Here is a 24818-nt window from a genome sequence, read left to right on the forward strand (position 1 = left end):
CCGGCGCGGCTGCTGCGGCGGGTAGGTCCGGTATCGCTTAGCGGATAGCGGGCACGCTCACAGGCCGTCGCGGGCGATGTCCATGGCGAAGTAGGTCAGGATCAGGTCAGCCCCGGCTCTTTTGATCGCGCCCAGGCTTTCCCGCATCACCCGAGCCTCGTCTATGGCCCCAGCGGCCGCGCCGAACTTGATCATGGCGTATTCACCGCTCACCTGATAGGCAGCCAGTGGCAGACGCGAGGCGTCGCGGATCTCCCGAATGATGTCCAGGTAGGCCCCGGCCGGCTTGACCATCAACGCATCGGCACCTTCCTGCTCGTCCAGCAGGGATTCACGCACCGCCTCGCGGCGGTTCATGGGGTTCATCTGGTAGGCCTTGCGGTCGCCCTTGAGCGCCGTGCCGCCGGCCTCACGGAACGGACCATACAAGGAGGAGGCGAACTTGGTGGAGTAGGCCATGATGGACGTCTGGTTGAAACCAGCCGCGTCCAGCGCGGCGCGAATGGCCTGCACCTGCCCATCCATGGCCGCCGAGGGCGCGATGAAGTCCGCGCCAGCCTGGGCCGCCACCACCGCTTGCCTGCCCAGGTTGAGCAAGGTCGCGTCGTTATCCACGTGATCGCCATGAACCACGCCGCAGTGGCCGTGAGAGGTGTACTCACAGAAGCAGGTGTCGGACATCACCACCATCTCCGGCACGGTGTCCTTGCAGATCCGCGCCATGCGCGCCACCAGGCCGTCCTCGCGCCAGGTGTCGCTGCCGGTTTCGTCGAGGTGATGGGACACGCCAAACGTCATCACTGAACGAATCCCCGCGCGGGCGTAGCGCTCGATTTCGCTGGCCAGCCGGGACTCGGGAATGCGATTTACCCCGGGCATGCTGGTGATAGGAACGAAATCATCGATGCCCTCTTCCACGAAAATCGGCAGTATCAGGTCTTCGAGGCGGAACTCCGTCTCCTGGAACACCGAGCGCAGGGCTTCGGAGCGGCGCAGGCGGCGTGGGCGGCTGACGGGGTACAGGTTGCTCATTTCATTACCTTCGTTGATCAACTTACGCGCTCATAGCCGCCGAGTACGCCATGCTTGGACAATACCCACTGCCAGAGCTGTATGTCGCGGGCCCGGAAAGCGCCCGCGCAGGATAGGAGATAGTAACGCCACATGCGGAAGAAGCGCTCGCCCATGCGTTCCGCGAACTTGGGCCAGGCCGCTTCGAAGTTGGCGCACCAGGCCATCAGGGTCTTGTCATAGTCGGCGCCGAAATTGTGCAAGTCCTCGGCCACGAACAAGCCGTCGATGGCATCGCCGATCTGGCCAATGGAGGGCAGGTCGCCGTTGGGGAAGATGTATTTGTCGATCCAGCGGTCCGTGGTGCTGTTGCGGTGGTTCTTGCCGATGGTGTGCAGCAGGAACAACCCGTCATCCTTGAGGCAGCGATGCGCGGTTTCCATGTACCCCCGATGGTTCTTGCGGCCAACGTGCTCGAACATGCCTACGCTCACGATGTGATCGAACTGCTCGTCCACATCGCGGTAATCCTGCAGGCGAAACTCCAGGGGCAAGTCCGGGTAACGCGCCTTGGCCCAATCGCATTGCTCGCGGGAAATGGTCACTCCCACACATTCAACCCCGTAGTGTTGAGCGGCGTAGGACATGAAGCTGCCCCAGCCACAACCGATGTCCAGCACACGCTGGCCGGGCTGCAGGCGCAGCTTGCGGCAGATCAGCTCCAGCTTGGCTTCCTGCGCCTGCTCCAGGTTGCTCGCGTCCTTCCAATACCCGCAGGTATAGGTCATGCGGGCATCGAGCATGCTTTCGTAGAAGTCGTTTCCGAGGTCGTAATGCTGCTCACCCACCTGCCAGGCGCGCTCCCGGTTCTGCAGGTTCAGCAGCTTCGCCTTCACGGCATGGAACATCAACGCGGCGGGGTTCACCATATCCGCTACGCCGGCTCGCAACAGCCGGGCAAAGAACTCGTCGAGGCGCTCGGCGTCCCAGCTTCCGTCCATATAGGCTTCACCCAGGCCCAGGTTACCCTCCGCCAAGGCCCGCTGCGGCACGCTCGCGTCCTTGATGGTCATGTCCCAGGGCTGAACGCCATGCATGCCGATACCGGCCCGCGCAAGCAGTTGCTGAGCGAAGCGTAACGAACTGGAAGCGGATTCAGACGATGAGGCAGAAGCGGGTGAACCAGAAAGCTTGGTATGCATAGCTATCCCCTGTTCAAAACGTTCTATCTGGCGAATTCCAATCCTGCTGAAGACAGCCACGGCCGGCCGAGTCGGTGTCTATGCGTGGCTACCTTGTCGTGGCAAGCGTACCCACTCTTGATCGTGGATGCCGCTAGAGCGCGGCAATTGACCCAATATAGAGTCTTTATCGGGTCAAGCGTAAGGCCGCGCCGCCGCCTCGCACAATTCGAGCGGGAGAAAACTACCTTACCGAAGCGGCAACAATAAGCCGAAAACGGCGTCTGCCCGACGATGCGAGGCCTTTCCCACATCATCGGGACGCCCTGCGTTACGCCGTCGTCTTCGTCGGCTTGGCCAGCATTCCATCGGTTCTGAACATCTGGCGGATACCCCGCACGGCCTGGCGGATACGATCCTGATTTTCGATCAGGGCAAAGCGTACGTGATCATCGCCGTAGTCGCCGAAGCCGACCCCGGGCGATACACAGACCTTGGCCTCGGCGAGCAGCTTCTTGGCGAATTCCAGCGAACCCATACCGGCATAAGGTTCCGGAATCTTGGCCCAGACGTACATGGACGCCTTTGGGTTTTCGACCATCCAGCCGATCTCGTGCAACCCCTTGACCAAGGCATTCCGGCGCTGCCGGTATTGCTCGGCGATGTCTCTCACGCACTGCTGGTCGCCTTCCAGGGCCGCGATCGCGGCTACCTGCAGAGGGGTGAAGGTGCCGTAGTCATGGTAGCTCTTGATGCGGGCCAGGGCTGACACCAGTTCGGGGTTGCCCACCATGAAGCCGATCCGCCAACCCGCCATGTTGTAGCTTTTGGACAGGGTGAAGAATTCCACCGCGATATCCTTGGCGCCTGGCACCTGCATGATCGAGGGCGCCTTCCAGCCGTCGTAGACGATGTCCGCGTAGGCCAGGTCATGAACCACCAGCACGTCGTAGCGCTTGGCAAGCTCCACCACTCGCTCGAAGAAGTCCAGCTCCACGCACTGGGCAGTAGGGTTCGACGGGAACCCCAGGATCATCATCTTCGGCTTGGGAATGGACTCGCGGATAGCCCGCTCCAGCTCGTTGAAGAAGTCCACGCCAGGCACGAGTGGCACCGAGCGCACCTGAGCGCCAGCGATCACGGCCCCGTAGATATGGATCGGATAACTGGGGTTAGGCACCAGCACGGTGTCGCCCTGGTCCAGGGTGGCCAGCATCAGGTGCGCCAGCCCTTCCTTGGAACCGATGGTCACGATGGCTTCGCTTTCAGGATCGATGTCCACGCCGTAGCGATCGGCATACCAGCGGGAAATTGCCCGGCGCAGGCGCGGGATGCCCCGGGACGTGGAGTAGCCGTGGGTGTCTTCCCGCTGGGCCACGCTGACCAGCTTCTCGACGATATGCGGCGGCGTGGCGCCGTCAGGGTTGCCCATGCTGAGGTCGATGATGTCTTCACCGCGACGGCGCGCGGCCATCTTCAGCTCGGCGGTGATGTTGAAAACGTAGGGCGGAAGGCGATCTATACGCGCAAAGCGGCGCGGCGAACGGAGTTCGGGCATGGTGGTCTCGATATACGTAAGCGCCCGGAACCGTCCGAGCGACGCTGGCCATTGCCTGGCCTAGGCGAACGATAGCGTCCCGCTTCGCTGCGTGTCCAGCGCGCGCCCATAAAAAAAACCGGGCCATTCACAGGCCCGGCTTTTTCACCTCATCGCTGCTCAAGGCAGCGCGGAGGTCAGCAGCAGGTCGGCCGACGCCTTGAAGTCCACCGACATCATCACGCTCAAGGCCGTGATGGTGAAGATGGAAAACACGAACAGCTTGCGCGCCCAGACCCGGTCATCGGTAGCCTTGTAACCGGTCCAGGCCATGTACAGCCAGTACATGCCCATGGCCGCGGCCACGGCCATGTAGCTCAGCCCGGCGTAACCACCGAGGGTAAGCATCAGGGTCGCGAGCACGAAGGCCAGGATGTAGTACAGGATATGCCGCTTGGCCACTGAAATCCCCCGCTCTACCGGAAGTACCGGGATGGAAGCAGCCCGGTAATCGTTGAAGCGGAAAATCGCGATGGCGTAGGAATGCGGCATCTGCCACAGGCTGAACATGACCAGCAGGGTCAGCGCGGCCATATCGAAGCGTCCTGTCACGGCCACGTAGCCGATCACCGGCGGCATGGCACCGGACAGGCTGCCCACCAACGTGCCGTGGACCGACTTGCGCTTGAGGTAAAGACTGTACAGGCCCACGTAGATGACGAAACCCGCGAGCCCGCTCAGGGCGGCAAGGGGGTTGGCCAGCTTGTAGAGCAGGCCGAGCCCCAGCAGCCCCAGCACGGTGGCGTACGCCAGGGCTACCTTGACCGGAATCAGCCCCTGGACGATAGCGCGGTTGCGGGTGCGCTCCATCTTCACGTCGATGTCGCGGTCGATGCAGTTGTTGAACGCACAACCGGAGGCGACTACCAGCGAGGTTCCGATCACCGTGGCAAGGAACAGGCCGAGATCGACATGCCCTTGCGCGGCAAGGAAGAAGCCGCCTGCCACAGAAAGCACGTTACCGAAAATGATCCCCGGTTTGGTGATTTGGATAAAGTGCTTAACGGACATGCGACCTACCTTACTTCGCCAGCATGAAGTGATGGATGCTGAACATGATCCACAACGACAAGCCGACCAGGAACGCGATGATCACGGCCGAGAAGATGAACGCGATCACGTTCCAGCGTTGCTCCGAGGAGCGATCCAGGTGCAGGAAGTACACCAGGTGAACGATGATCTGGACCACCGCGAACACCAGGATGATGGCCAGGATGGTGTCCTTGGGCATCGACGGGAACATCACCAGCCCGAACGGAATCACTGTCAGGATCACCGACAGGATGAAACCGATCATGTAGGACTTGAAGCTGCCGTGGCTCGCGCCGCCAGCGGAATGGTTGTTAGCCATTACAGGGCCCCCATCAGGTAGACAACGGTGAACACGCAGATCCAGACCACGTCCAGGAAGTGCCAGAACAGGCTAAGGCAGCTCATGCGGGTCTGGTTGGTGGTGGTCAGGCCGTTCTTGCTGATCTGAGCCATCAGCACAGCCATCCACAGCAGGCCGCTGGAAACGTGCAGGCCGTGGGTACCCACCAGGGTGAAGAAGGCGGACAGGAAGCCGCTCTTGTCCGGGCCGTAGCCTTCCTCGATCAGGTGATGGAATTCGTTGATTTCCATCGCGATGAAGCCAGCACCGAGCAGGAAGGTGATGAACAGCCAGGTCATCACGCCGCTCTTGTTGTTCTTGTGCATCGCCAGCATGGCGAAGCCGAACGTGATCGAGCTGAACAACAGCAGGAAGGTTTCGACCAGGACATAGCCCAGCTCGAAGATCTCGTGGCCGGAAGGGCCACCTGCAACGTTCCCTACCAGCACCGCGTAGGCGGCGAACAGGCAGGAGAACAGAATGCAGTCTGTCATCAGGTAGATCCAGAAGCCGAAGACAGTCATGCCCCCGGCATCGTGGTGATCGTCGTGCCCATGCTCGTGGCTATGGGCGACTTCACCGTGCAGAACGGTATTAGCCATGGTTCAAACCTTCTCCAACGTGGAGTTCACACGAGTACCGCCGACCACGCCGGCATGGGCGTTGGCCAGTGCGCGTTGACGCTCGCCTTCGATGCGGGCGACTTCGGCCGCCGGCACGTAGTAGTCGATGTCATCGTCGTAGCTGCGCACGATCAGGGTGATGATCATGCCGGCCAGGCCAATAGCGGCTGCCCACCAGATGTGCCAGATCAGCGCAAAGCCCAGCACCAGGCTGAAGGCAGCCATGATGAAGCCCATGCCGGTATTGCGTGGCATGTGGATCTGCTTGTAGTCGGCGGCATTGGCGGTCGCCTCACCACGCTCTTTCATGCCCCAGTAGGCGTCCAGGTCCGAAACCGCCGGTACTTCGGCAAAGTTGTAGAACGGTGGTGGCGAAGAGGTGGACCATTCCAGCGTGCGGCCATCCCACGGGTCACCGGTGACGTCCATGTTCTTCTTGCGATCGCGGATCGAAACGTAGATCTGCAGCAACTGGAACGCGATACCCGCGGCGACGAACAGCACACCGACCATGGCCACGTAGAACCATGGAGTCCACTCCGGGTTGTCGGTGTGGTTCAGGCGACGGGTCATGCCCATGAAGCCCAGCACGTACAGCGGCATGAACGCGAAGTAGAAGCCCACCAGCCAGCACCAGAAAGCGCATTTGCCCAGACGCTCGTTGAGCTTGAAGCCGAACGCTTTCGGGAACCAGAAGGTGAAGCCGGCCAGGTAGCCGAACACGGCGCCACCGATGATCACGTTATGGAAGTGCGCGATCAGGAACAGGCTGTTGTGCAGAACGAAGTCGGCGCCCGGTACCGCCAGCAGCACGCCGGTCATGCCACCTATACTGAAGGTGACGATGAAGCCGACGGTCCACAGCATCGGGGTCTTGAACTCGATGCGGCCGCGATACATGGTGAACAGCCAGGTGAAGATCTTCACCCCTGTCGGCACCGCGATGATCATGGTCATGATGCCGAAGAACGCGTTGACGTTCGCGCCAGCGCCCATGGTGAAGAAGTGGTGCAGCCACACGATGAACGACAGCACGGTGATCGCTACCGTCGCCCAGACCAGCGAGACATAACCGAACAGGCGCTTCTTGGCAAAGGTCGAGGTCACTTCCGAGAAGATGCCGAAGGCCGGCAGGATCAGGATGTAAACCTCAGGGTGACCCCAGGCCCAGAACAGGTTGACGTACATCATCGGGTTGCCACCAAGCTCGTTGGTGAAGAAATGCATACCCAGATAACGGTCAAGCGACAGCAGGAACAGCGTGGCGGTCAGGATCGGGAACGAGGCGGCGATCAGGATCGCGGTGCACAGGCAGTTCCAGGTGAACACCGGCATCTTCATCAAGGTCATGCCCGGGGCACGCATCTTGAGGATGGTCACGATGAAGTTCACGCCGGTCAGCAAGGTGCCCAGGCCGGAGATCTGCAGCGACCAGATGTAGTAGTCGACACCGACGCCAGGGCTGTATTGCAGGCCCGAAAGTGGCGGGTAGGCCACCCAGCCGGTCTTGGCGAACTCGCCGACCGCAAGGGAGATGTTGACCAGCAGCGCGCCCACCACGAACAGCCAGAAGCTGACGGAGTTCAGGAACGGGAAGGCAACGTCGCGAGCGCCGATCTGCAGCGGAACCACGATGTTCATCAGGCCGATCATGAAAGGCATGGCCATGAAGATGATCATGATCGTGCCGTGAGCGGTGAAGATCTGGTCGTAGTGCTCAGGTGGCAGGTAACCGGTGGAACCGGCCACCGCCATGGCCTGCTGGGAACGCATCATGATGGCATCGGCAAAGCCGCGCAGCAGCATGATGAGCGCCACGGCGATATACATCACGCCGATTTTCTTGTGGTCGACAGAGGTGAACCACTCTTTCCAGAGATAGCCCCACTTCTTGTAGTAGGTGATCGCCGCGAACACCGCAGCCCCGAGCACGGCAACGACGGCGAGGGTCACCATCACTATCGGCTCGTGGAAGGGTATCGCTTCCAGAGTTAATTTACCGAACATCTTTTACTCCTCTGCCCCAGCAGCTGAATTCTCACTTACTTCCTTACCTTCCTTGCCAAGCACACCCTTCTCGCGCGCCCCGTGGCCAGCGCCCATGCCTTCATACTTGTCGATGATGGTCTGGAACAGCTCAGGCGTAGCCGAGGAATACAAGGTGACAGGGTTCTTTTCGCTTGGTTTGGCCAGTGCTGCGTATTCGGCCGAATCAAGCTTCTTCGGTGAATTGCGTACTTCGCTCACCCAGGCGTCGAAGCCTTCCTGGGTAGTGGCTTGCGCCTGGAAAGTCATGCCGGTGAAGCCAGCCCCGCTGTAGTTCGCGGAGATGCCCTGGTAGTCGCCCCGCTCGTTGGCGATCAGGTGCAGTTTGGTCTGCATGCCCGCCATGGCGTAGATCTGGCCGCCGAGCGCCGGAATGAAGAAGGAGTTCATGACCGCGTCGGAAGTGATCTCGAAGCTGACCGGGGTATGCGCCGGGAAGACGATCTTGTTGACCGTGGCGATGCCCTGCTCCGGATATATGAACAGCCATTTCCAATCCAGCGCCACGACCTGGATGCGCACCGGCTTGACTTCGGAATCCAGCGGGCGGTAAGGATCGAGGTGGTGAGTCGAGACGTAGGTCACGTACCCCAGGATGGCGATGATGATCAGGGGTACGCCCCAGACCACGGCTTCGATCTTGGTGGAGTGTGCCCACTCAGGGGTATAGGTGGCATTGCGATTGGATGCGCGATACCTCCAGGCGAACCACAACGCCATGACGATCACCGGGATGACCACCGTGAGCATCAAGCCGAACGCGAGGAGAATCAGGTTTCTCTCGTCGATGCCCACCTGTCCCTTTGGATTGAGCAGGGTCCAGTCGCACCCACTGAGAAAAAGCATGCCGAAAAAGGGCAATATGCCAAACAGTCTGGGGTAACGCTTTTTACTCATCTCACGACCTCTAAAGCTTGCTTCAATGCAATGTGTGTTGTGATCGCCAACACTTCGTCCTGCCAAGCGTCAGCATTTTTCTTTATCGAAACCTGAAACCTGGAACAGCCATGGCTGAAGCAGGCCACCTGTGTCGCAGTGCTCAAATTGCTTTGACTCGTCGGATTATAGGCAAGTCGCCAAATCGCGCCCTTATTCCTTCAGGACTCCCGCGGGAAGCCGTTGGAACGACACCGTGAAGGGTAGACAACCGGATACCGCCGACGCCTCGCCGGTCTGAAAAAAAAGGCGAATACCTTGATTTCAAAGGCCTGGAGAGGGGGGCCATACGGAAATTGCCGCGATTGTAGTGAGCTAGCCCCACGATGAATATGACTTATATAGCAACAGTACATTGCTAATTATGCAACAATCGACCTGTATTTCAACCCGTTGCGACACGATGTCGCACCTGCGCCGAAGCGGCTGGACGCCTAGTGGCGCCTGGGTTCAGCAAGATTCATCGCAGGGTTGGCCCGACCTGTCGCGTGATCGAGTTGTTGCGGCAGGCACGATTCATGACAGCCGCCGGTTACGCCAGATACCCACGGGCACCAGCACCACGACGGCAATGAAGCCGACCAACGCCCACTGCGCCAGGGATAGCCCGAGAATGGGGGGATAAGGAGTAGTGCAGAACCCCTGCACTTCGAATACCAGGGGTAGCAATCGGGCCAGCGGCAGCCCATCGACGATCGGCTGCAGGACATCGACGCCACAGCTTTCCATCGGATGTGCCAGCACCCAGGCATGCTGGCCCGCCGCGGCCAATCCACCCAAGGCGCTGATTACCACCAGGGCTTCGAACAGGGTTACCCCCCGCTTGCCAGGCATGGCAGCTCCGAGGAACGCGAAGATGGCAATGAACAGGAAGGCGTAGCGCTGCAGTATGCAAAGCGGGCAAGGCGCCTCCCCAAGCGCGATCTGCAGATAGAGCGCGCCGCCCAGCAATGCCAGGCAGATGAGGCCCAGCAGGACGAGATAGCGCCGTTCACGCGCCAGCCTAGGTTCGGTGTGATGCATGGGTTTTCCTGATTTACCGGGCGTGCGTGTGCATGGGCCGTTTGCAAGGGCGCTAAGTTAGCATCCTTGATCGACCGGCAGTAAATGAAGCTCGGATTAAACCGTGGTTAAGCCGAAAAAAGATATTTCAAGAATTTTTCGCACGCTAGCGAACCGACCCTCTTGGCATGACCAGGAAAATTCACGAAGCCATTGAGCAGGGCGTGAAGAGTAGGTGCATCAGCGCGCTGGCGGTCTCTCCTGACGGCACTTACCGGATGGCCGGCCGCTGCCCTGGCGTCGCCCGGCTTCCCTGGCGGGTACCCAGTTTCGCCATGCCTTCACTCGGCCTGGCCATTGGCAAGCCGAGGCGCATTCCGCGGCGCCTGTGCGCTCTAAGCCAAAGCTCGCTATGTGAAGCCTCAGGTCAGTGCCTTGGCGGGCCCGAAGAACTCATATCGGACCCGCTCTTGCGCCACCCCGAGGTCCAGCAGGTTACGGCGTGTAGCCGCCATGAACCCGGTAGGCCCAAGCAGGTAGACATCGAAGTCCCGCCCGGCCGGCAGCCAGCGCTGCAGCAACTCCTTGTCCAGCAGCCCCTGGGCATCGCCGCCCTCCCCTTGCACATAACAATAGAAACGCTTCAGTTGGGGGTGGGCCTGGGCCTGTTCCTCCAGCCACTGTCCGAATCCATGCACCTCTCGATTTCGCGCGCAATGGATGAGCGTCACGGGGCGTCCCGTAGGCAATGCCGCCTCCAGCATGGCCAGGGTTGGAGTAATGCCTACCCCGCCGCTGATCAGCACCAGTGGGCCATCACTGGCCTGAAGCACGAAGTCGCCCGCTGGCGGGAAGAGTTCCAGGCGGTCGCCTTCGACGAGGTGATCATGCAGGTAGCTGGACACCACCCCGTCGGCGACACGTTTGACGCTGATCCGATAGCCCTTGCCGTCACTCAGGGCTGACAGCGAATAGTTGCGACGGTGCTCCACGCCATCGATGAACAGTCGCAAGCCAATGTACTGACCAGGGGCCGCGATCAACACTGGCTCCCCATCCTCCGGCATCAGATAAAAAGAAGAGATTTCCGTGCTTTCCGAAACCTTGCGCGCCAGCTTGAACATTCGGCTTCCACGCCAGCCTCCTGGCGCGGTGGCTTTTGCTTCATATAGCTGCTCTTCGGCCCCAATAAGGATATCGGCCAGTTGGCCATAGGCGGCGCCCCAGGCTTCGATCACCGCAGGCGTAGCGACATCCGGGCCCAGCACCTCGGAGATCGCCCGCAACAGACAGCTTCCCACGATCGGATAGTGCTCGGGCAAGATCTGCAAGGCGACATGCTTGTTGATGATCTGGCCCACCAGGCCGCCCAGGGCTTCCAGTCGGTCGATGTGCTTGGCGTACATCAGCACGCCATTGGCCAAGGCCCTTGGCTGGTCGCCATTGGCCTGGTGCGCCTGATTGAACAGCGGGCGTACTTGCGGATGTTCCCGCAGCATCATCTGGTAGAAATGGGTCGTCAGGGCCTCGCCACCGCTTTCCAGCAGCGGAACGGTAGCCTTTACAATCGCACGGTGTTCGGGACTCAACATGCTATCCTCCAACTCGACAGAATTCACATGCGTATTGCATTTCAGTTTCCGTGCCAGCTCAAAAAACCTTGATTAACAATGGATTGGCAGGCCTCTAGTCAGATTGACTCGAGTCCCCACGGAGTCTAATTGACCCAGGCCGTGTCATCATGACCTCGAAACCGCTGCTTCAAGCCCTGCTTGGGCTGATCTCCGATCTCTCGCTCACGCTGCCTGAAAGTGAACGCTATCGACGTCTGCTCAATGCCATGCGCCGCCTGCTTCCTTGCGATGCCGCGGCATTGCTTCGCCTGGATGGGGAGTGGCTGATACCTGTCGCGGTGGATGGCCTAAGCGAGGACACCCTGGGGCGCCGCTTCCGTATCAGCGAACATCCTCGCTTCCAGGTACTGTTGAGCCGAACCTCGCCTACCCGCTTTCCAGCGGACAGTCCTCTGCCCGACCCTTACGATGGCTTGATCAGCGGACGGCATGACCACCTGGAAGTGCATGACTGCCTGGGTTGCCCGCTATTGATCGATCAGCAGCCGTGGGGTTTGCTGACCCTGGATGCGCTGGACCCGGCGCGCTTCGATCCTATCGAACCCGGCACGCTCGAAGCCTTCGCCAGCCTCGCGGCCGCTATCGTCACTGTCGAGCAACACATTGCGCGCCTGGCCGACACTGCACAGTTGGAGCGGGAACGGGCGGACGGCCTGCTCCAGGCCAGCGCGCCGAACCAGGAACTCATCGGGCGTAGCCCTTCCATGCTCGCGCTCCTGGACCAAGTGAGGCTGGTGGGGCCCAGCGAGCTCACCGTCTTGATCACCGGAGAAACAGGCGTAGGCAAGGAGTTGGTGGCGCAGGCGTTGCATAAAGCTTCCACTCGCGCAAAAAAGGCTATGATCAGCCTGAACTGCGCTGCCCTGCCTGATGCCCTGGTGGAAAGCGAGTTGTTCGGCCATGTCAAAGGCGCGTTCACGGGCGCAGTCACGGACAGGCGCGGCAAGTTCGAACTGGCTGACGGCGGCACCTTGTTCCTGGATGAAGTCGGGGAACTGCCCCTGAGCGTGCAGGCCAAGCTATTGCGGGTGTTGCAGACAGGCCAGTTGCAACGCCTGGGCTCGGACCGCGAGCATCGGGTGAACGTACGGCTGATCGCCGCCACCAACCGGGACCTGGCTGCCGAAGTCACGGCCGGGCGCTGCAGAGCTGACTTCTATCACCGCCTCAGCGTCTATCCACTGCGGGTGCCGGCACTTCGCGAGCGGAACAAGGATGTACTGCTGCTTGCCGGGTATTTCCTCGAACAGAATCGCTCGCGCCTGGGAGTCGGTGGTATCCGGCTGGACACGGATGCCCAGGCTGCCTTGCTGGCCTACGCCTGGCCAGGTAACGTGCGCGAGCTCGAACACCTGATCGGCCGTTGCGCCCTGACAGCTCTTGGTCGGCTATCCAGCCGGCCGCGGATCCTTACCCTGACCCGGGAAGACCTGGGCCTGGACACCGGGCTTCAGCAAGCCGCCGTCATGCGCCTGGACGCCGTGACCACCGAGCGCGCGGAAACCGAGCGAACCGAGGTGCCTGCCGGCGACCTGCGCCAGGCAGTCGATAGCCTTCAGAGGCGAATGATCGAGGATTGCCTGCGCCGCCACGACAATCATTGGACCGCCGCCGCTCGGGAACTGGGGCTGGACCGGGCAAATCTCAGCCGCCTGGCCCGCCGCCTGGGCCTGCGCTGATTAAAGGCGCCTTGCCTGCGGCCGATACAAACTGTGTACTTACCTGCGGTTCGCCGCATCGCTACTGAAGGTCGACATGTCCAAACCACGCGCCGAATCGCTTTCGCTCTTGCTGTTTACCTTGCGCAGCGGCAAGTTGATGGCCATCAACCTTCTCAAGGTCAGTGAAATCATCCCTTGCCCGGCGCTCACACGCCTGCCGGATGCCCACTCCCATGTAAAGGGAGTCACCACGCTACGAGGTACCACCCTGTCGGTGATAGACCTCAGCCGAGCCATTGGTGAACAGCCCCTGGCGGACCCCTCGGGCGGGTGCCTCATCGTTACCGATATCAGTCGATCCCGCCAGGGGCTGCATGTGCAGGGCGTGAGTCGGATCATTCACTGCCGCTCCACCGACATCCGCCCGCCGCCCTTCGCCTCGGGAGGACGCTCCTATATCACCGGGGTGACCGAAGTGGACGGCGCGCTGGTTCAGGTACTGGACATCGAAAAGGTAATCCATGGCATCGCCCCGCCCCGCGTTGAGCCAGGCGGCCATGACCTGACGCCCGAGCAGGCGCACTTGCTGGCACAGGCGCGGATTCTGGTAGTCGACGACAGTCAGGTGGCCTTGCAGCAATCGATACTGGCCCTGCGCAGTCTGCGTATCGAGTGCCACACCGCGCGAAGCGCCAAGGATGCCATGACCTGCCTGCTTGACCTGCAGGGTACGGCCGAGCAAATCAATATTCTGGTATCCGACATCGAAATGCCGGAAATGGATGGCTATGCCCTGACCCGGGCCTTGCGTGACAGCGTGGACTTCAACGATCTTTACATCCTGCTTCACACCTCCCTGGACAGCGCCATGAACAGTAGACGTGCCGAGGAAGCCGGCGCGAACGCCGTGCTGACCAAGTTCTCCTCGCCGGAGCTTACCGAATGCCTGATCAAGGCGGCCCGTAGCGTGCTCGCAAGTGGCGCGCAGTTAGAGACAGAGCGGTGAAGATCCATGGCGGTAGCCCATTCCGCCTGGCTCATAGCCGCACCAGAATGCCGCCAAGGGTAACGAGGTAAGCCGCCACCCCTTGAACGGCAGGTGGGCATACCAGCTGCGCGCCGGTGATCAGTACAAGCAGCAGGGTGCCGGGAACTACACTGATGGTCGGGGTCATGGGCAGGTCTCCAGGTACGAACGTGCCGAGTGTCCATTGCCCTGGCCATGAATATCTATCAGGCACATCCCTATCTCTTGTAGGAAATTGCGCTTTAACGCCGGTATCAGGGAGATGACAGCGGTTCGTCGGGCAAATAACGCCGCGGATGCTGCCCCCGCCCTCAACAAGACTTCTACAGCCTTGCCTAAACCCTTGATCTGAAATGGATCCTTCCATTTCTTCCAGGGTATGGCTCAAGTCATGCGGCGATAGATGGCATTATGCCTTACCCTGACAGCTTGTAGGGACTAGCATGCACGCCTAGAATGGCCCCGCCCCGCCTCCCATGAGCCCAAGCAATGCCGCGAACCTTCGTACACCGTGCCCGCCAGGCCGAGCGTAAGCTGGTTACCGGGAGTCTTCTGGCGATTCTGGCCATTATCGGCATCGTGTCTTTCCTGCTGGTCAAGGAATACGACAATGCCCGAGAGGTTGCCCTGCGGGGCGCAAAGAACCTGGCGCAGTTGATCGAAGCCGACGTCAAGCGCAACGTGGAGCTCTACGACCTTTCCCTGCAAGGCATCGTGGATGCTTCGCAGGATGCAACCTTTGTACAGGTCCCGCCTTCCCTTCAGCGTCAGGTCCTGTTCGGGCGGGCCATTTCGATGCCCCTGCGCGGGGATCTTCTGTGGATCAACGAACGTGGTCAGGCGCTAGCCAGCTCGGTTGGCTATGACCTGCCTGGAATCGACTTCAGCGCACGTGACAACTTCAAGCTACATCAGGCCTCCACGGATCCTGGGCTACACATCAGCCGCCCTTTCAAGGACCAGTTGGGCCAGCTTGACTGGTGCATCGCTTTCACCCGTCGTATCTCCGGACCAGACGGCGGCTTTCGTGGCATGGCCTCCGGGGTGCTGCGGCTGGATTACTTCGGTGAGCTGTTCAAGTCCCTCAACATCGGAAAGGACAGTAGCGTGAGCCTGGCGAATGTTTACGGCGACATTCTAGCGCGCGAGCCGGAACCCGCCGGGGGCGACATCGTCGGGAAAAACCTGATGGACCGCCCCAATATGCAACGGATGGTGCGAGACCCATCAGGCAACGTGTTCATGGCCATGTCCAGTCTCGACGGCACCAAGCGCCTCTACAGCTACGGTCAGGTGGCGGGGTTGCCCTTGGTAGTGATCGTTGCGCTGGGTTACGACGATGTCTTCGGTGCCTGGGAGCGAACGGCTCTGGCCATTTGCTTTGCCACGCTGTGCCTATGCCTGGGGATTGCCTGGCTTACCATCCTGTTCCGTCGCGAGCTAAGGCGCGGACGCCGTTCGGAAGCATCCCTGGCCGCCCTGGCGGCGACCGACCCGCTGACCGGCCTGGCCAACCGCCGGACTCTGGATCAGACGCTTCAGAAGGAATGGGCACGGGCACTACGCAGCGGACGCGACCTCGCCATCCTTATGATCGATGTGGATCACTTCGGTGCCTTCAACGAAAAGCACGGCCATCAGGGTGGCGATCAGGCGCTTGGTAGCGTCGCCTGTATCATTGCCCAGGGAGCCAGCCGGCCAGGGGATCTCGCCGCGCGCTATGGAGGCGAGGAATTCGTGGTGGTTCTGGTGGAAACCAGCCTGGAAAGCGCGCATGTCCTGGCCGAATCCATTCGCATGAGAGTCGAAGCCCTGGGCGTGGGCGGCGAAACGAGCCCCTTGACGGTCAGCATAGGCGTGGCGGCCATCGCGGCTTCGGACACCGCCACGCGAACGCTCGAAACCTTGATGTGCGCGGCTGATACCGCGCTTTACACGGCCAAGCGAGAGGGGCGTAACCGGGTGTGCCAAGGCAGCCTGGGCCAGGCGAAAAAAACGCCGGCAGTGCCGGCGTAAGAGGGATTTCAGGGAGGAATAGCGCAATCAACTGGCGCGAGCGATATTGCGCAGCGCCTTTATCTGATCGTGGTTACGTTGCACGCCGTGGAACTGACGCTCCACGATGGCATAGACATTGGCCGGCAGCGGCTCGGCCAGGGCTTCCTTGTAGGCCTTCATGGCGACGTCCTCGCCACGTTCTGCCTCGTTGAGCACAGCTTCTTCGCTTTTACCGGTAATCAGGGATTTGAGGTCTACCCAACGGCGATGAAGGTCGCCACTGAGGCTGGTCGAATCCTCAGGGCTGCCACCCAAAGCGGTGACTTCGGCTTGAAGCTCGCCCGCAGCGGCTCCACACTCGGCCGAATGCTTCAGCAGTAGCGTTTTGAGTTCTGCATTCTTTACATCATTGGCGCAGGCCTTGAAGCCTTCCTCACCATCCTTGCAGGTTTCGATCAGGCGGTTCAGTACCGAAACGACGCTTTCGCCAGACTTGGTCATATTCTCTTCTCCTGTGAGTAAGGGCTATCTGGATAAGAGCATGCTACGTGCCAAGTCAGCCCTTTCTTGAATAACCCTAAGAATCAATGACTTGGCCTGGATAGCCAAACGGCTGCATCATTCGCTTTGCAAGATGGGCCTGGTCGTACCTTGCAAAGTGCACGTCATCATCAACTTTTGTACAAGTTTTGAAGCCATGGATTTCGACAAGCTGGAACTGCTGGTAAGCACTAAGATGCCCTACGGCAAATACCGAGGTCGGCTACTGGCAGACCTGCCAGGGCCCTACCTGGGCTGGTTCGCCCGCCAAGGTTTTCCCCATGGCTCGCTGGGAGAGTTACTGGCGCTGATGCATGAGATCGACCATAACGGGCTCGGCGATTTGCTGGCCCCCCTGCGTCGCAAGCAGGGCCAGCCAGGCCCTCGCTGAATTCAGGGCAAAAAAAAGGTGCGCCGACCAAGCGCACCTCAAAGCCATGAAACAACCTTTCACGGTTCAGCCAAACAGTGCCACGGCCTCACGGCTGCATTGCTCGATCTGGTCCCACTGCCCTGCCTTGATCCACTCTTTGTCCAGCATCCAGGTACCGCCCACGCACATGACATTGCCCAGGCTCATGTACGCCTTGACGTTGCCCGTGTTGACGCCGCCGGTGGGACAGAACCGCACATCGCCGAACGGGCCGGCGAATGCCTTGATGGCCGCCACACCGCCACAGATCTCTGCTGGGAATAGCTTGAAGCGACGATAGCCCAAGGCATATCCCATCATGATTTCCGAAGCCGTGGCGATGCCTGGCAGTAGAGGGATGGCGCTTTCCACACCTGCTTCGAGCATGTCCTGGGTCGCCCCAGGGGTAACCACGAACTGGGCGCCGGCCTGCTCGACCGCGGCGAACATCTGCCGGTCCAGCACGGTGCCAGCGCCTACGGTAAGGTGGGGGCGGTGCTCGCGCAGCAGCTTGATCGCCTTGAGTCCGTATTGCGAACGCAGCGTGACCTCCAAGCAGGTCAGGCCTCCGGCAGCAAGGGCATCGGCCAGAGGCAGAATCTCGCTTTCCGAATTGATGACGATGACCGGCAGGATCCGAGCACGCTCGGCTATTTCATCGATGAGTTTGACCTTGTCCGCCATGCGGGATTGTTGTTCAGGCGTCATAACGGCTGATCCTAGGCTCAGGGGCACCGGCTTGAACCAGTGGTTTGTGGGAAAAACAGGGCCCGTCAGACGGGCCCGCTGTCAGATGTCGCCATACCAGGAACGCCCATCGCGGGTAATCAATGCGATGGAGCTCATTGGCCCCCAGGATCCCGCGGCGTAGGGTTTTGGCGCATCGCCCGACTTCTTCCAGCCGGCGATCAACTGGTCGCACCAGCGCCAGGCGTATTCGATCTCGTCCTTGCGCACGAACAGGTTCTGGTTGCCTTGCATTACCTCCAGCAACAGGCGTTCGTAGGCATCGGGAATACGGGCGCTGCGGTAAGTATCCGAGAAATTGAGCTGCAAGGGCCCGCTCTTCAAATGCATGCCCTTGTCCAGGCCCTGCTCCTTGGTCATCACACGCAAGGAAATGCTTTCATCCGGTTGCAGGCGAATGATCAGCTTGTTGCTGATCTGCAGGCGCTGTTCAGGAGCGAAGATGTAGTGCGGCGGCTCCTTGAAGTGGATAACGATCTGCGACAGCTTCTGTGGCATGCGCTTGCCCGTGCGCAGGTAGAACGGCACCCCCGCCCAGCGCCAGTTGCGGATATCCGCGCGCAGCGCCACGAAGGTCTCGGTGTCGCTCTGGGTATTGGAGTTCTCTTCTTCCAGGTAGCCTGGAACACCCCGCCCATCGCTGTAGCCAGCGATGTACTGGCCACGAACCACATGCGTGCTCAAGCCCTCCCCCGTGATCGGAGCCAGGGCCTTGAGCACCTTGACCTTTTCATCCCGGATGGCATCGGCGGAAAGGTCCGCTGGCGGGTCCATGGCGATCAGGCAGAGCAACTGCAGCAGGTGGTTCTGCACCATGTCGCGCAGCTGGCCTGCCTTGTCGAAATAGCCCCAGCGCCCTTCGATCCCCACCTTCTCGGCCACGGTGATTTCCACGTGGGAGATATAGTTCTGGTTCCACTGGGTTTCGAACAGGCTGTTGGCGAAGCGCAAGGCAATCAGGTTCTGGACGGTTTCCTTGCCCAGATAGTGGTCGATCCGATAGACGCGGTTTTCCGGGAAGTAATGAGCCACGGCGTCGTTGACCCGCTGTGAAGACTCCAGGTCGTGGCCGATGGGCTTCTCCAGCACCACGCGGGTGCGGTCGGCCAGGCCGACCTTCGCCAGGTTCTCGCAAATGGCGCCATAGACGGCCGCCGGGGTGGCAAAATAGGCGATCACCTGGGCTGTTGGCCCGACCCGCTCGGCCAGCACGGCATAGTCCTCGGCCAGGAGGAAATCCACATGCAGGTATTCCAGGCGCGCCTTGAAGCGCTCCAGGTGGTCGGTGTCCAATTCCGCGGCGGGCACGAATTCATGCAGGTGCTCGTCGATTTCCGCCAGATGACTCGCGGCGTCGCCGGGCTCGCGCGCCAGCGCCAACAGCCGCGTATCCGGATGAAGAAGGCCGGCGCGCTCGAGCTGGTACAGCGCCGGGAACAGCTTGCGCAGGGCCAGGTCGCCTAGGGCGCCGAAGAGAGCGAAAGTGCAAGGTTCGGAAATCGACAGCATGATATGGGTTCTTTTATCAAGTGGGACGAGTATTACGGGTTTTTACCCCGTCGATCAAGTCAAAATGTAGTAATAAAACAACAAAGCCTTGCTCACCGCGGCGATACTGGAGATCGTCGTGGCCCATCAGTACGATAGACCACCTACCACGGCAGCCGTGCCGGGAATCGACCCACGGCGCGAGCCGGCCACCACAGGAGATTACATGGATCGCGTGCGCAACCTACTGGAACAGATCCAGGGGCGCCTCGAAGAGCTGAACAAGGCGGAGCGGAAGGTGGCCGAGGTGATTCTCGGCAACCCTCAACAGGCCACGCGGTTCAGTATCGCTGCCTTGGCGCAGGCCGCCAAGGTCAGCGAGCCCACGGTCAACCGTTTCTGCCGTTCGTTCGGCGTTAGCGGCTATCCCGAACTCAAGCTGCAACTGGCACAGAGCCTGGCCAGCGGCGCGGCCTATGTCAGCCGTGCCGTCGCCGAGGATGACGACCCCGCCGCCTATACGCAGAAGATTTTCACCAGCGCCATCGCCTCCCTGGACAGCGCTTGCCAGCAGCTAGACCCGCAACTGATCAGCCGCGCGGTGGACATGATGATCCAGGCCAGGCAGATTCACTTCTTCGGCCTGGGCGCCTCAGCCCCCGTCGCCCTGGATGCTCAGCACAAGTTCTTCCGCTTTAACCTGGCGGTGTCTGCCCATGCCGATGTGCTGATGCAGCGAATGCTCGCCTCGGTGGCACACACCGGCGAACTCTTCGTGATCATTTCCTATACCGGGCGCACCCGAGAGCTTGTGGAAGTGGCGCGCATCGCCAGGGAGAATGGCGCATCCGTGCTCGGGTTGACCGCGGCGGGCTCCCCCCTGGCACAGGCGAGCAGCCTGAGCCTGAATATTCCGCTGCCGGAAGACACCGACATCTACATGCCAATGACCTCGCGGATCATCCAGCTGACTGTGCTGGACGTGCTCGCTACGGGCATGACCCTGCGCCGCGGGGCCGATTTCCAGCCTCACCTGCGCAAGATCAAGGAAAGCCTCAACGCCAGCCGCTATCCCCTGGAGGAGGGATAGCCGCGCCGACCCAACGCCGCCCGGGCAGGCGGCGTCGTGGCGACACTTAGAACTTGGACTGTACCTTCAGGCCTGCGACCAGGGCGTTGTCCACTTCATCCACGCCGCCTGGGCGCTTGATGTACTGCAGGTTGGGACGCACGGTGAGCCAGTTGGTGACATGGAAGCCGTAGTAGATCTCGGCATCGTATTCACTGCCGCGTACTGGTACGAAGCCTGGGTTGTCGTAGTCCTGGATGCCACTGAGGGCGTTGGCCAGGCGAGCGTTGTCGGATACGTCGTCGTTGACATGGATGCGGGCGATGCCCACCCCGATGTCATCCTTCGGACGGCCATCGAACAGCCCCTTGTAGACCAGGCCAACCTGCTGGTAGCTGTCTACCACGGTAGTGGCCTTGTCGTGCACGGTGGCGTTGGCGAACACGCTCAAGCCGCGGCTGGCGTCACCGTTATGGGCGGTCAACTGCTGCTGGGCAACGATCCACCAGCCATGCTTGCTGCTGTGGGTAGCGTAGGCGCCGCCGCTGCTGGCTTGCAACTGGCCATCTTCGCCTTCGGACACGTCGTTGGCCTTGGCGGTACTGTAGTAGTAGCCCAGGCGGTATTCGCCCGGCAGGCCATTGACCGATGGCGACCACACCACTTCCACCGGAATGATGGCGCCCTTGGTCCCACTGCCGCTGAGCTTCCAGGCGTTGCCGGTTTCCAGGTAGGACGGATTCTGCTCATAGGCGCCGATCTGCGCGTAGAACTCAGGCGTGATGTTGTATTTCACGCGCAGGGCCCACTGGGAGACCGGCCAGTTGTACCAGATGTCACCGATCCAGTTACCCACTTGCGAGCCGCAGAACGCCAGGTTCTGGAAGTCGCAAGGGAAGCTGTTGAAATCCTCGCCCTCGCCGAAGCGGCCGAATTTCACGTCCAGCTTGTCATCCAGGAAGGTCTGCTTGACCCACATCTGGGTCAGGCGCCAGGTCTGGCCACGGCCCCAGACTTCCTGGGAGGAACTCAAGGTGCCAGCACGCGGATCGCCGATCCGGTCGTTGCTGATGTTGCGGCCGCTACGCTCGGTGATCGCCAGCTTGAACTCGGCGCCATGCCAGCCGAAGATCTTTTCCAGGTCCAGTTGCACGCCCAGGGCGAACTGGTCCGAATAGCGGGCGGTGCGGTCGTCGTTGTAGCCACCGTTGAGATTGGTGGCCGCCTCGCCGACATACTCGAACATGAAGTCATAGCCTTTGTCGTACAGCTCATGACGCAGGCCGCCCCAGTCACCTGTGGCGTATTGGGACGCGTCATACGGCTTGGCGGCATAGGCGGTGGTCGCCAAGCCCATGGCGCCGAGCACCGACAGCTGACGCGCCAACCGCAGTGTGGTCGCTTTGGTGGTGTTTTGCTTGTTCATTCCCTGGCTACCCTCGTTTTATTGTTATACGAACTCTTGTTGTGCGGCGGATGTTGGCATCCGCCTGGCTCAGCGGCCGCCGATACCGGCCACCTTCTCGTCATACGACTGCCCCGCGGTGGCGGCTTGCAGCCCCAGCCGCTCGCCGCTGGCCGCGTCGAACAGCAAGACCTTGCCCGGATCCAGACGCAGCTCCAGTACTTCCCCCACCGCCGGCGCATCGTCCGGTGCCACCCGGCAACACACCTTGGTGTCGTTCAAGGTCACGAATACCAGGGTATCCGGCCCGGTAGGCTCGGTCACCTGGACTTGCGCGCGAACACCTGGGAAGGCGCTACCCGCCTCCCCGTTAACGATCAATTGTTCCGGGCGGACACCCAGAATAACGTCGCGGTCTTCCAGGCCAGCCTCGCTCAGGCCCAGTGGCAGTTCGCAGCGTGCCTGGCCACTGTCCAGCACAGCGACCAGGCCATCCCCCCGACGCTGCAAGCGCAGCGGGATGAAGTTCATCGGTGGCGAACCGATAAAGCTTGCCACAAAGAGGTTCGCCGGGTCGTTATAGATCTGCTTCGGCGTGCCAAATTGCTGGATGATGCCGTCCTTCATCACCGCCACCTTGTCACCCAGGGTCATGGCCTCGATCTGGTCGTGGGTCACGTATACCGTGGTGGTGCGCAGACGCTGGTGCATCAGCTTGATCTCGGTACGCATCTCCACCCGCAGCTTGGCATCCAGGTTGGACAACGGCTCGTCGAACAGGTAGATCTTCGGGCGCCGGGCCAAGGCACGGCCCATGGCCACCCGCTGCTGCTGCCCGCCGGACAGCTGGCCCGGCTTGCGGGTCAGCAAGTGTTCTATCTGCAGCAGCTTGGACACTCGGGCCACTTCCTGGTCGATCTCCGCGGCAGGCATCTTGCGGATCTTCAAGCCAAAGGCGATGTTTTCCCGGACAGTCATGGTCGGGTAGAGCGCATAGGACTGAAACACCATGGCGATGTCCCGGTCTTTCGGGCTCATGCCACTGATGTCGGTGCCGTCTACCAGGATGGCGCCACCGGTAATGTTCTCCAGGCCCGCGATACAGTTCATCAGGGTGGACTTGCCGCAGCCCGAAGGGCCGACCAGGATCAGGAACTCCCCGGAGTCGATCGACAGCTGGATGTCCTTGAGCGTGTCCGGCAGGCCGCTGCCGTAGCTCTTGATTACGTTACGCAGTTCAAGCGTTGCCATGTGCTCACCCCTTGACCGCGCCGGCCGTAAGCCCGCGCAGGAAATACTTGCCCGCCAGTATGTACACCAGCAGTGTCGGAAGCCCGGCGATCATTGCCGCGGCCATGTCCACGTTATATTCCTTGACCCCGGTGCTGGTGTTGACCAGGTTGTTCAGCGCGACCGTGATGGGCTGGGCATCCCCGCTGGCGAAGACGACGCCGAACAGGAAGTCGTTCCAGATCTGGGTGAATTGCCAGATCAGGCACACCATGATGGTCGGGATCGACATCGGCAGGAGGATGCGACCGAAGATAGTGAAGAACCCCGCCCCATCCAGCCTGGCTGCCTTGACCAGGGCTTCCGGCACGCTGACATAGAAGTTACGGAAGAACAGCGTGGTAAAGGCGAGCCCGTAGACCACGTGCACCAGCACCAGGCCAGCCGTGGTGTTGGACAGGCCCAGCTTGCCAAGCGTGAAGGATGCCGGCAGTAGCACCGTCTGGAACGGCAGGAAGCAGCCGAACAGCAGCAGGCCAAAGAACAATTGCGAACCGCGGAAACGCCACATGGACAGCACGTAGCCGTTCAGGGCGCCAACCGCCGTTGAGATCACCACTGCCGGCACGGTGATCGCCACCGAGTTGCGGAAGTAGCCATTGACCAACGACCAGGCCTTGCTCCAGCCAATGGTGGTGAAAGCCTCTGGAATGCTCAGCAGGTTACCGTTGCTGATATCGTCGGGTGTCTTGAAGCTGGTGAGCAGCATCACCGCCAGTGGTACCAGGTACAACAGGCAGGCACCGATAAGCACCAGGTAGATCAGGATGCGGCTGGGCGTCAGCCCCGGTTTGAGGGTGGCACTAGTCATGGCGCTTGCCTCGCAGCTCCGAATACAGGTAAGGCACCAGGATCGCCAGGATCCCCGCCAGCATCAGCATGGCGCTGGCCGACCCCATGCCCATCTGGCCGCGGCTGAACGTGAAGGAGTACATGAATACCGCGGGCAAGTCCGAGGAATAGCCTGGGCCGCCAGCGGTCATGGCCATCACCAGGTCGAAACTCTTGATGGCGATATGGGCCAGGATCATGAAGGCACTGAAGAAGACCGGACGCAGGCTCGGTAGCACGATCTTCAGGTAAATGGTGGGCAGGCTGGCGCCGTCGACCTGGGCAGCGCGGATGATGGAGCTGTCCACCCCCCGCAGGCCAGCCAGGAACATGGCCATGACGAAGCCCGAGGCCTGCCACACCGCCGCGATCACCACGCAGTAGATGACGCGGTCCTGGTTGATCAGCCAGTCGAAGGTGAAGCCTGTCCAGCCCCAGTCGCGCAGCATTTTGTCCAGGCCCATGCCCGGGTTCAGCAGCCATTTCCAGGCCGTGCCGGTGACGATCATCGACAAGGCCATGGGATAGAGGAAGATGGTGCGGATGAACCCTTCACGGCGGATGCGCTGGTCCAGCAGCACGGCCAGCAACACGCCGACCACCAGGCTGACAGCGATGAACAGGCCGCCGAACACCAGCAGGTTCTTGCTGGCCACCCACCAGCGGTCGTTTTCCCAAAGCCGGGCATATTGGGCCAGGCCTACGAACTTATAGCTGGGCATGAAGCTGGAGTTGGTGAACGACAGCAGGAAAGTCCAGCCTATGTAGGCGTAGAAGCCCACCAGAACCACCACCATGCTCGGCGCCAGGACCAGCCGTGGCAGCCAGGCCTGCAGGCGATCCAGGGCCGACGGGGCCTTTCGCGGCAACGCAGCGACAGCAGTCATTGAATCGATCTCGTTTGAAGGCAAGGCCGTGGGGCCGGCCCATGCATGGACGGCCCAGCGG

At 60.9% G+C, this 24818-nt stretch carries 23 protein-coding genes; 5 read left to right on the forward strand and 18 right to left on the reverse strand.

Annotated elements, in window-relative coordinates:
- Positions 1-57: 57 nt before the first annotated feature.
- From hemB to hmpA, 10 genes are all read right to left on the reverse strand, one after another.
- Positions 58-1032 carry a porphobilinogen synthase gene (gene hemB / locus ACP691_RS17620; RefSeq protein ID WP_426151945.1) on the reverse strand — a complete coding sequence of 325 codons (975 nt, stop codon included), beginning with the start codon at positions 1030-1032 and terminating at the stop codon, positions 58-60.
- Positions 1033-1049: 17 nt separating this feature from the next.
- The gene (gene cfa / locus ACP691_RS17625) at positions 1050-2213 is read right to left on the reverse strand and encodes a cyclopropane fatty acyl phospholipid synthase (RefSeq protein ID WP_426151947.1); all 1164 of its coding nucleotides are present in this window, start codon (positions 2211-2213) and stop codon (positions 1050-1052) included.
- A gap of 310 nt (positions 2214-2523) precedes the next feature.
- Positions 2524-3750 carry an alanine transaminase gene (gene alaC / locus ACP691_RS17630; protein ID WP_426151949.1) on the reverse strand — a complete coding sequence of 409 codons (1227 nt, stop codon included), beginning with the start codon at positions 3748-3750 and terminating at the stop codon, positions 2524-2526.
- A 159-nt stretch (positions 3751-3909) separates the two neighbouring features.
- Entirely contained in the window at positions 3910-4800 is an 891-nt protein-coding gene (cyoE, locus tag ACP691_RS17635) for a heme o synthase (RefSeq protein ID WP_040261200.1), read from the reverse strand.
- Positions 4801-4810: 10 nt separating this feature from the next.
- Positions 4811-5140, reverse strand: a complete 330-nt coding sequence (gene cyoD / locus ACP691_RS17640; RefSeq protein WP_040261201.1) for a cytochrome o ubiquinol oxidase subunit IV — start codon at positions 5138-5140, stop codon at positions 4811-4813.
- The gene (locus ACP691_RS17645) at positions 5140-5763 is read right to left on the reverse strand and encodes a cytochrome o ubiquinol oxidase subunit III (RefSeq protein ID WP_426151951.1); all 624 of its coding nucleotides are present in this window, start codon (positions 5761-5763) and stop codon (positions 5140-5142) included. Before ACP691_RS17645 ends, cyoD begins: the two co-directional genes overlap by 1 nt.
- A gap of 3 nt (positions 5764-5766) precedes the next feature.
- Positions 5767-7791, reverse strand: a complete 2025-nt coding sequence (gene cyoB, locus ACP691_RS17650; protein ID WP_426151953.1) for a cytochrome o ubiquinol oxidase subunit I — start codon at positions 7789-7791, stop codon at positions 5767-5769.
- A gap of 3 nt (positions 7792-7794) precedes the next feature.
- A complete protein-coding gene (gene cyoA, locus ACP691_RS17655) occupies positions 7795-8727 on the reverse strand; it encodes a ubiquinol oxidase subunit II (protein WP_426151955.1) in 933 nt (310 codons plus the stop codon).
- 555 nt (positions 8728-9282) lie between these two features.
- On the reverse strand, positions 9283-9789 hold the full coding sequence (locus ACP691_RS17660; RefSeq protein ID WP_426151957.1) for a disulfide bond formation protein B: 507 nt from the start codon (positions 9787-9789) through the stop codon (positions 9283-9285).
- A 401-nt stretch (positions 9790-10190) separates the two neighbouring features.
- On the reverse strand, positions 10191-11360 hold the full coding sequence (gene hmpA, locus ACP691_RS17665; RefSeq protein ID WP_426151959.1) for an NO-inducible flavohemoprotein: 1170 nt from the start codon (positions 11358-11360) through the stop codon (positions 10191-10193).
- A gap of 149 nt (positions 11361-11509) precedes the next feature.
- Between hmpA and norR the strand changes: the two genes are divergently transcribed.
- Both norR and ACP691_RS17675 read left to right on the forward strand, forming a co-directional pair.
- Positions 11510-13081 (forward strand): nitric oxide reductase transcriptional regulator NorR, encoded by a 1572-nt coding sequence (gene norR, locus ACP691_RS17670; protein ID WP_426151961.1) that lies wholly within the window; start codon positions 11510-11512, stop codon positions 13079-13081.
- Between the two features lie 76 nt (positions 13082-13157).
- Positions 13158-14069: a chemotaxis protein gene (locus tag ACP691_RS17675; protein ID WP_426151963.1), complete on the forward strand. Its 912-nt coding sequence runs from the start codon at positions 13158-13160 to the stop codon at positions 14067-14069.
- Positions 14070-14100: 31 nt separating this feature from the next.
- On the opposite strand, the gene ACP691_RS17680 is transcribed toward ACP691_RS17675, so the two are convergent.
- Positions 14101-14238, reverse strand: a complete 138-nt coding sequence (locus tag ACP691_RS17680; RefSeq protein ID WP_426151965.1) for a hypothetical protein — start codon at positions 14236-14238, stop codon at positions 14101-14103.
- 341 nt (positions 14239-14579) lie between these two features.
- Here ACP691_RS17680 and ACP691_RS17685 point away from each other — a divergent pair, with 341 nt between their 5' ends.
- Positions 14580-16106 carry a sensor domain-containing diguanylate cyclase gene (locus ACP691_RS17685; RefSeq protein WP_426151967.1) on the forward strand — a complete coding sequence of 509 codons (1527 nt, stop codon included), beginning with the start codon at positions 14580-14582 and terminating at the stop codon, positions 16104-16106.
- 27 nt (positions 16107-16133) lie between these two features.
- Here the strand turns inward: ACP691_RS17685 and ACP691_RS17690 are convergent, their stop codons facing one another.
- Complete coding sequence (locus ACP691_RS17690) at positions 16134-16589, reverse strand: PA2169 family four-helix-bundle protein (protein ID WP_426151969.1); 456 nt, start codon at positions 16587-16589, stop codon at positions 16134-16136.
- A gap of 196 nt (positions 16590-16785) precedes the next feature.
- Between ACP691_RS17690 and ACP691_RS17695 the strand changes: the two genes are divergently transcribed.
- Positions 16786-17019, forward strand: coding sequence for a DUF3820 family protein (locus tag ACP691_RS17695; protein WP_426151971.1), 234 nt, complete (start codon positions 16786-16788; stop codon positions 17017-17019).
- A 66-nt stretch (positions 17020-17085) separates the two neighbouring features.
- On the opposite strand, the gene ACP691_RS17700 is transcribed toward ACP691_RS17695, so the two are convergent.
- Positions 17086-17748, reverse strand: a complete 663-nt coding sequence (locus ACP691_RS17700) for a bifunctional 4-hydroxy-2-oxoglutarate aldolase/2-dehydro-3-deoxy-phosphogluconate aldolase (RefSeq protein WP_426151973.1) — start codon at positions 17746-17748, stop codon at positions 17086-17088.
- Positions 17749-17829: 81 nt separating this feature from the next.
- Complete coding sequence (gene zwf / locus ACP691_RS17705) at positions 17830-19296, reverse strand: glucose-6-phosphate dehydrogenase (RefSeq protein WP_040261211.1); 1467 nt, start codon at positions 19294-19296, stop codon at positions 17830-17832.
- Between the two features lie 214 nt (positions 19297-19510).
- Here zwf and hexR point away from each other — a divergent pair, with 214 nt between their 5' ends.
- Positions 19511-20365: a DNA-binding transcriptional regulator HexR gene (gene hexR / locus ACP691_RS17710; protein ID WP_187375323.1), complete on the forward strand. Its 855-nt coding sequence runs from the start codon at positions 19511-19513 to the stop codon at positions 20363-20365.
- A 46-nt stretch (positions 20366-20411) separates the two neighbouring features.
- Here the strand turns inward: hexR and ACP691_RS17715 are convergent, their stop codons facing one another.
- The 4 genes from ACP691_RS17715 to ACP691_RS17730 form a co-directional block, all read right to left on the reverse strand.
- The gene (locus tag ACP691_RS17715; RefSeq protein ID WP_426151975.1) at positions 20412-21770 is read right to left on the reverse strand and encodes a carbohydrate porin; all 1359 of its coding nucleotides are present in this window, start codon (positions 21768-21770) and stop codon (positions 20412-20414) included.
- Between the two features lie 69 nt (positions 21771-21839).
- Positions 21840-23000, reverse strand: coding sequence for an ABC transporter ATP-binding protein (locus ACP691_RS17720; RefSeq protein WP_426151977.1), 1161 nt, complete (start codon positions 22998-23000; stop codon positions 21840-21842).
- A gap of 4 nt (positions 23001-23004) precedes the next feature.
- Positions 23005-23850, reverse strand: a complete 846-nt coding sequence (locus ACP691_RS17725; RefSeq protein WP_040261215.1) for a carbohydrate ABC transporter permease — start codon at positions 23848-23850, stop codon at positions 23005-23007.
- Positions 23843-24757, reverse strand: a complete 915-nt coding sequence (locus ACP691_RS17730; protein WP_040261216.1) for a carbohydrate ABC transporter permease — start codon at positions 24755-24757, stop codon at positions 23843-23845. The genes ACP691_RS17725 and ACP691_RS17730 overlap by 8 nt, the downstream gene beginning before the upstream one ends.
- Positions 24758-24818: the final 61 nt, after the last annotated feature.

Source organism: Pseudomonas sp. DC3200b2, from assembly GCF_049895785.1.
GTDB classification, from domain to species: Bacteria; Pseudomonadota; Gammaproteobacteria; order Pseudomonadales; family Pseudomonadaceae; genus Aquipseudomonas; species Aquipseudomonas massiliensis.

Excerpts from the sequence above, each read along its gene's own strand:
- hemB (WP_426151945.1), bottom strand. The coding sequence starts at position 1,032 with ATGAGCAACCTGTACCCCGTCAGCCGCCCACGCCGCCTGCGCCGCTCC.
- cfa (WP_426151947.1), bottom strand. The coding sequence starts at position 2,213 with ATGCATACCAAGCTTTCTGGTTCACCCGCTTCTGCCTCATCGTCTGAA.
- alaC (WP_426151949.1), bottom strand. The coding sequence starts at position 3,750 with ATGCCCGAACTCCGTTCGCCGCGCCGCTTTGCGCGTATAGATCGCCTT.
- cyoE (WP_040261200.1), bottom strand. The coding sequence starts at position 4,800 with ATGTCCGTTAAGCACTTTATCCAAATCACCAAACCGGGGATCATTTTC.
- cyoD (WP_040261201.1), bottom strand. The coding sequence starts at position 5,140 with ATGGCTAACAACCATTCCGCTGGCGGCGCGAGCCACGGCAGCTTCAAG.
- ACP691_RS17645 (WP_426151951.1), bottom strand. The coding sequence starts at position 5,763 with ATGGCTAATACCGTTCTGCACGGTGAAGTCGCCCATAGCCACGAGCAT.
- cyoB (WP_426151953.1), bottom strand. The coding sequence starts at position 7,791 with ATGTTCGGTAAATTAACTCTGGAAGCGATACCCTTCCACGAGCCGATA.
- cyoA (WP_426151955.1), bottom strand. The coding sequence starts at position 8,727 with ATGAGTAAAAAGCGTTACCCCAGACTGTTTGGCATATTGCCCTTTTTC.
- ACP691_RS17660 (WP_426151957.1), bottom strand. The coding sequence starts at position 9,789 with ATGCATCACACCGAACCTAGGCTGGCGCGTGAACGGCGCTATCTCGTC.
- hmpA (WP_426151959.1), bottom strand. The coding sequence starts at position 11,360 with ATGTTGAGTCCCGAACACCGTGCGATTGTAAAGGCTACCGTTCCGCTG.
- norR (WP_426151961.1), top strand. The coding sequence starts at position 11,510 with ATGACCTCGAAACCGCTGCTTCAAGCCCTGCTTGGGCTGATCTCCGAT.
- ACP691_RS17675 (WP_426151963.1), top strand. The coding sequence starts at position 13,158 with ATGTCCAAACCACGCGCCGAATCGCTTTCGCTCTTGCTGTTTACCTTG.
- ACP691_RS17680 (WP_426151965.1), bottom strand. The coding sequence starts at position 14,238 with ATGACCCCGACCATCAGTGTAGTTCCCGGCACCCTGCTGCTTGTACTG.
- ACP691_RS17685 (WP_426151967.1), top strand. The coding sequence starts at position 14,580 with ATGCCGCGAACCTTCGTACACCGTGCCCGCCAGGCCGAGCGTAAGCTG.
- ACP691_RS17690 (WP_426151969.1), bottom strand. The coding sequence starts at position 16,589 with ATGACCAAGTCTGGCGAAAGCGTCGTTTCGGTACTGAACCGCCTGATC.
- ACP691_RS17695 (WP_426151971.1), top strand. The coding sequence starts at position 16,786 with ATGGATTTCGACAAGCTGGAACTGCTGGTAAGCACTAAGATGCCCTAC.
- ACP691_RS17700 (WP_426151973.1), bottom strand. The coding sequence starts at position 17,748 with ATGACGCCTGAACAACAATCCCGCATGGCGGACAAGGTCAAACTCATC.
- zwf (WP_040261211.1), bottom strand. The coding sequence starts at position 19,296 with ATGCTGTCGATTTCCGAACCTTGCACTTTCGCTCTCTTCGGCGCCCTA.
- ACP691_RS17715 (WP_426151975.1), bottom strand. The coding sequence starts at position 21,770 with ATGAACAAGCAAAACACCACCAAAGCGACCACACTGCGGTTGGCGCGT.
- ACP691_RS17720 (WP_426151977.1), bottom strand. The coding sequence starts at position 23,000 with ATGGCAACGCTTGAACTGCGTAACGTAATCAAGAGCTACGGCAGCGGC.
- ACP691_RS17725 (WP_040261215.1), bottom strand. The coding sequence starts at position 23,850 with ATGACTAGTGCCACCCTCAAACCGGGGCTGACGCCCAGCCGCATCCTG.
- ACP691_RS17730 (WP_040261216.1), bottom strand. The coding sequence starts at position 24,757 with ATGACTGCTGTCGCTGCGTTGCCGCGAAAGGCCCCGTCGGCCCTGGAT.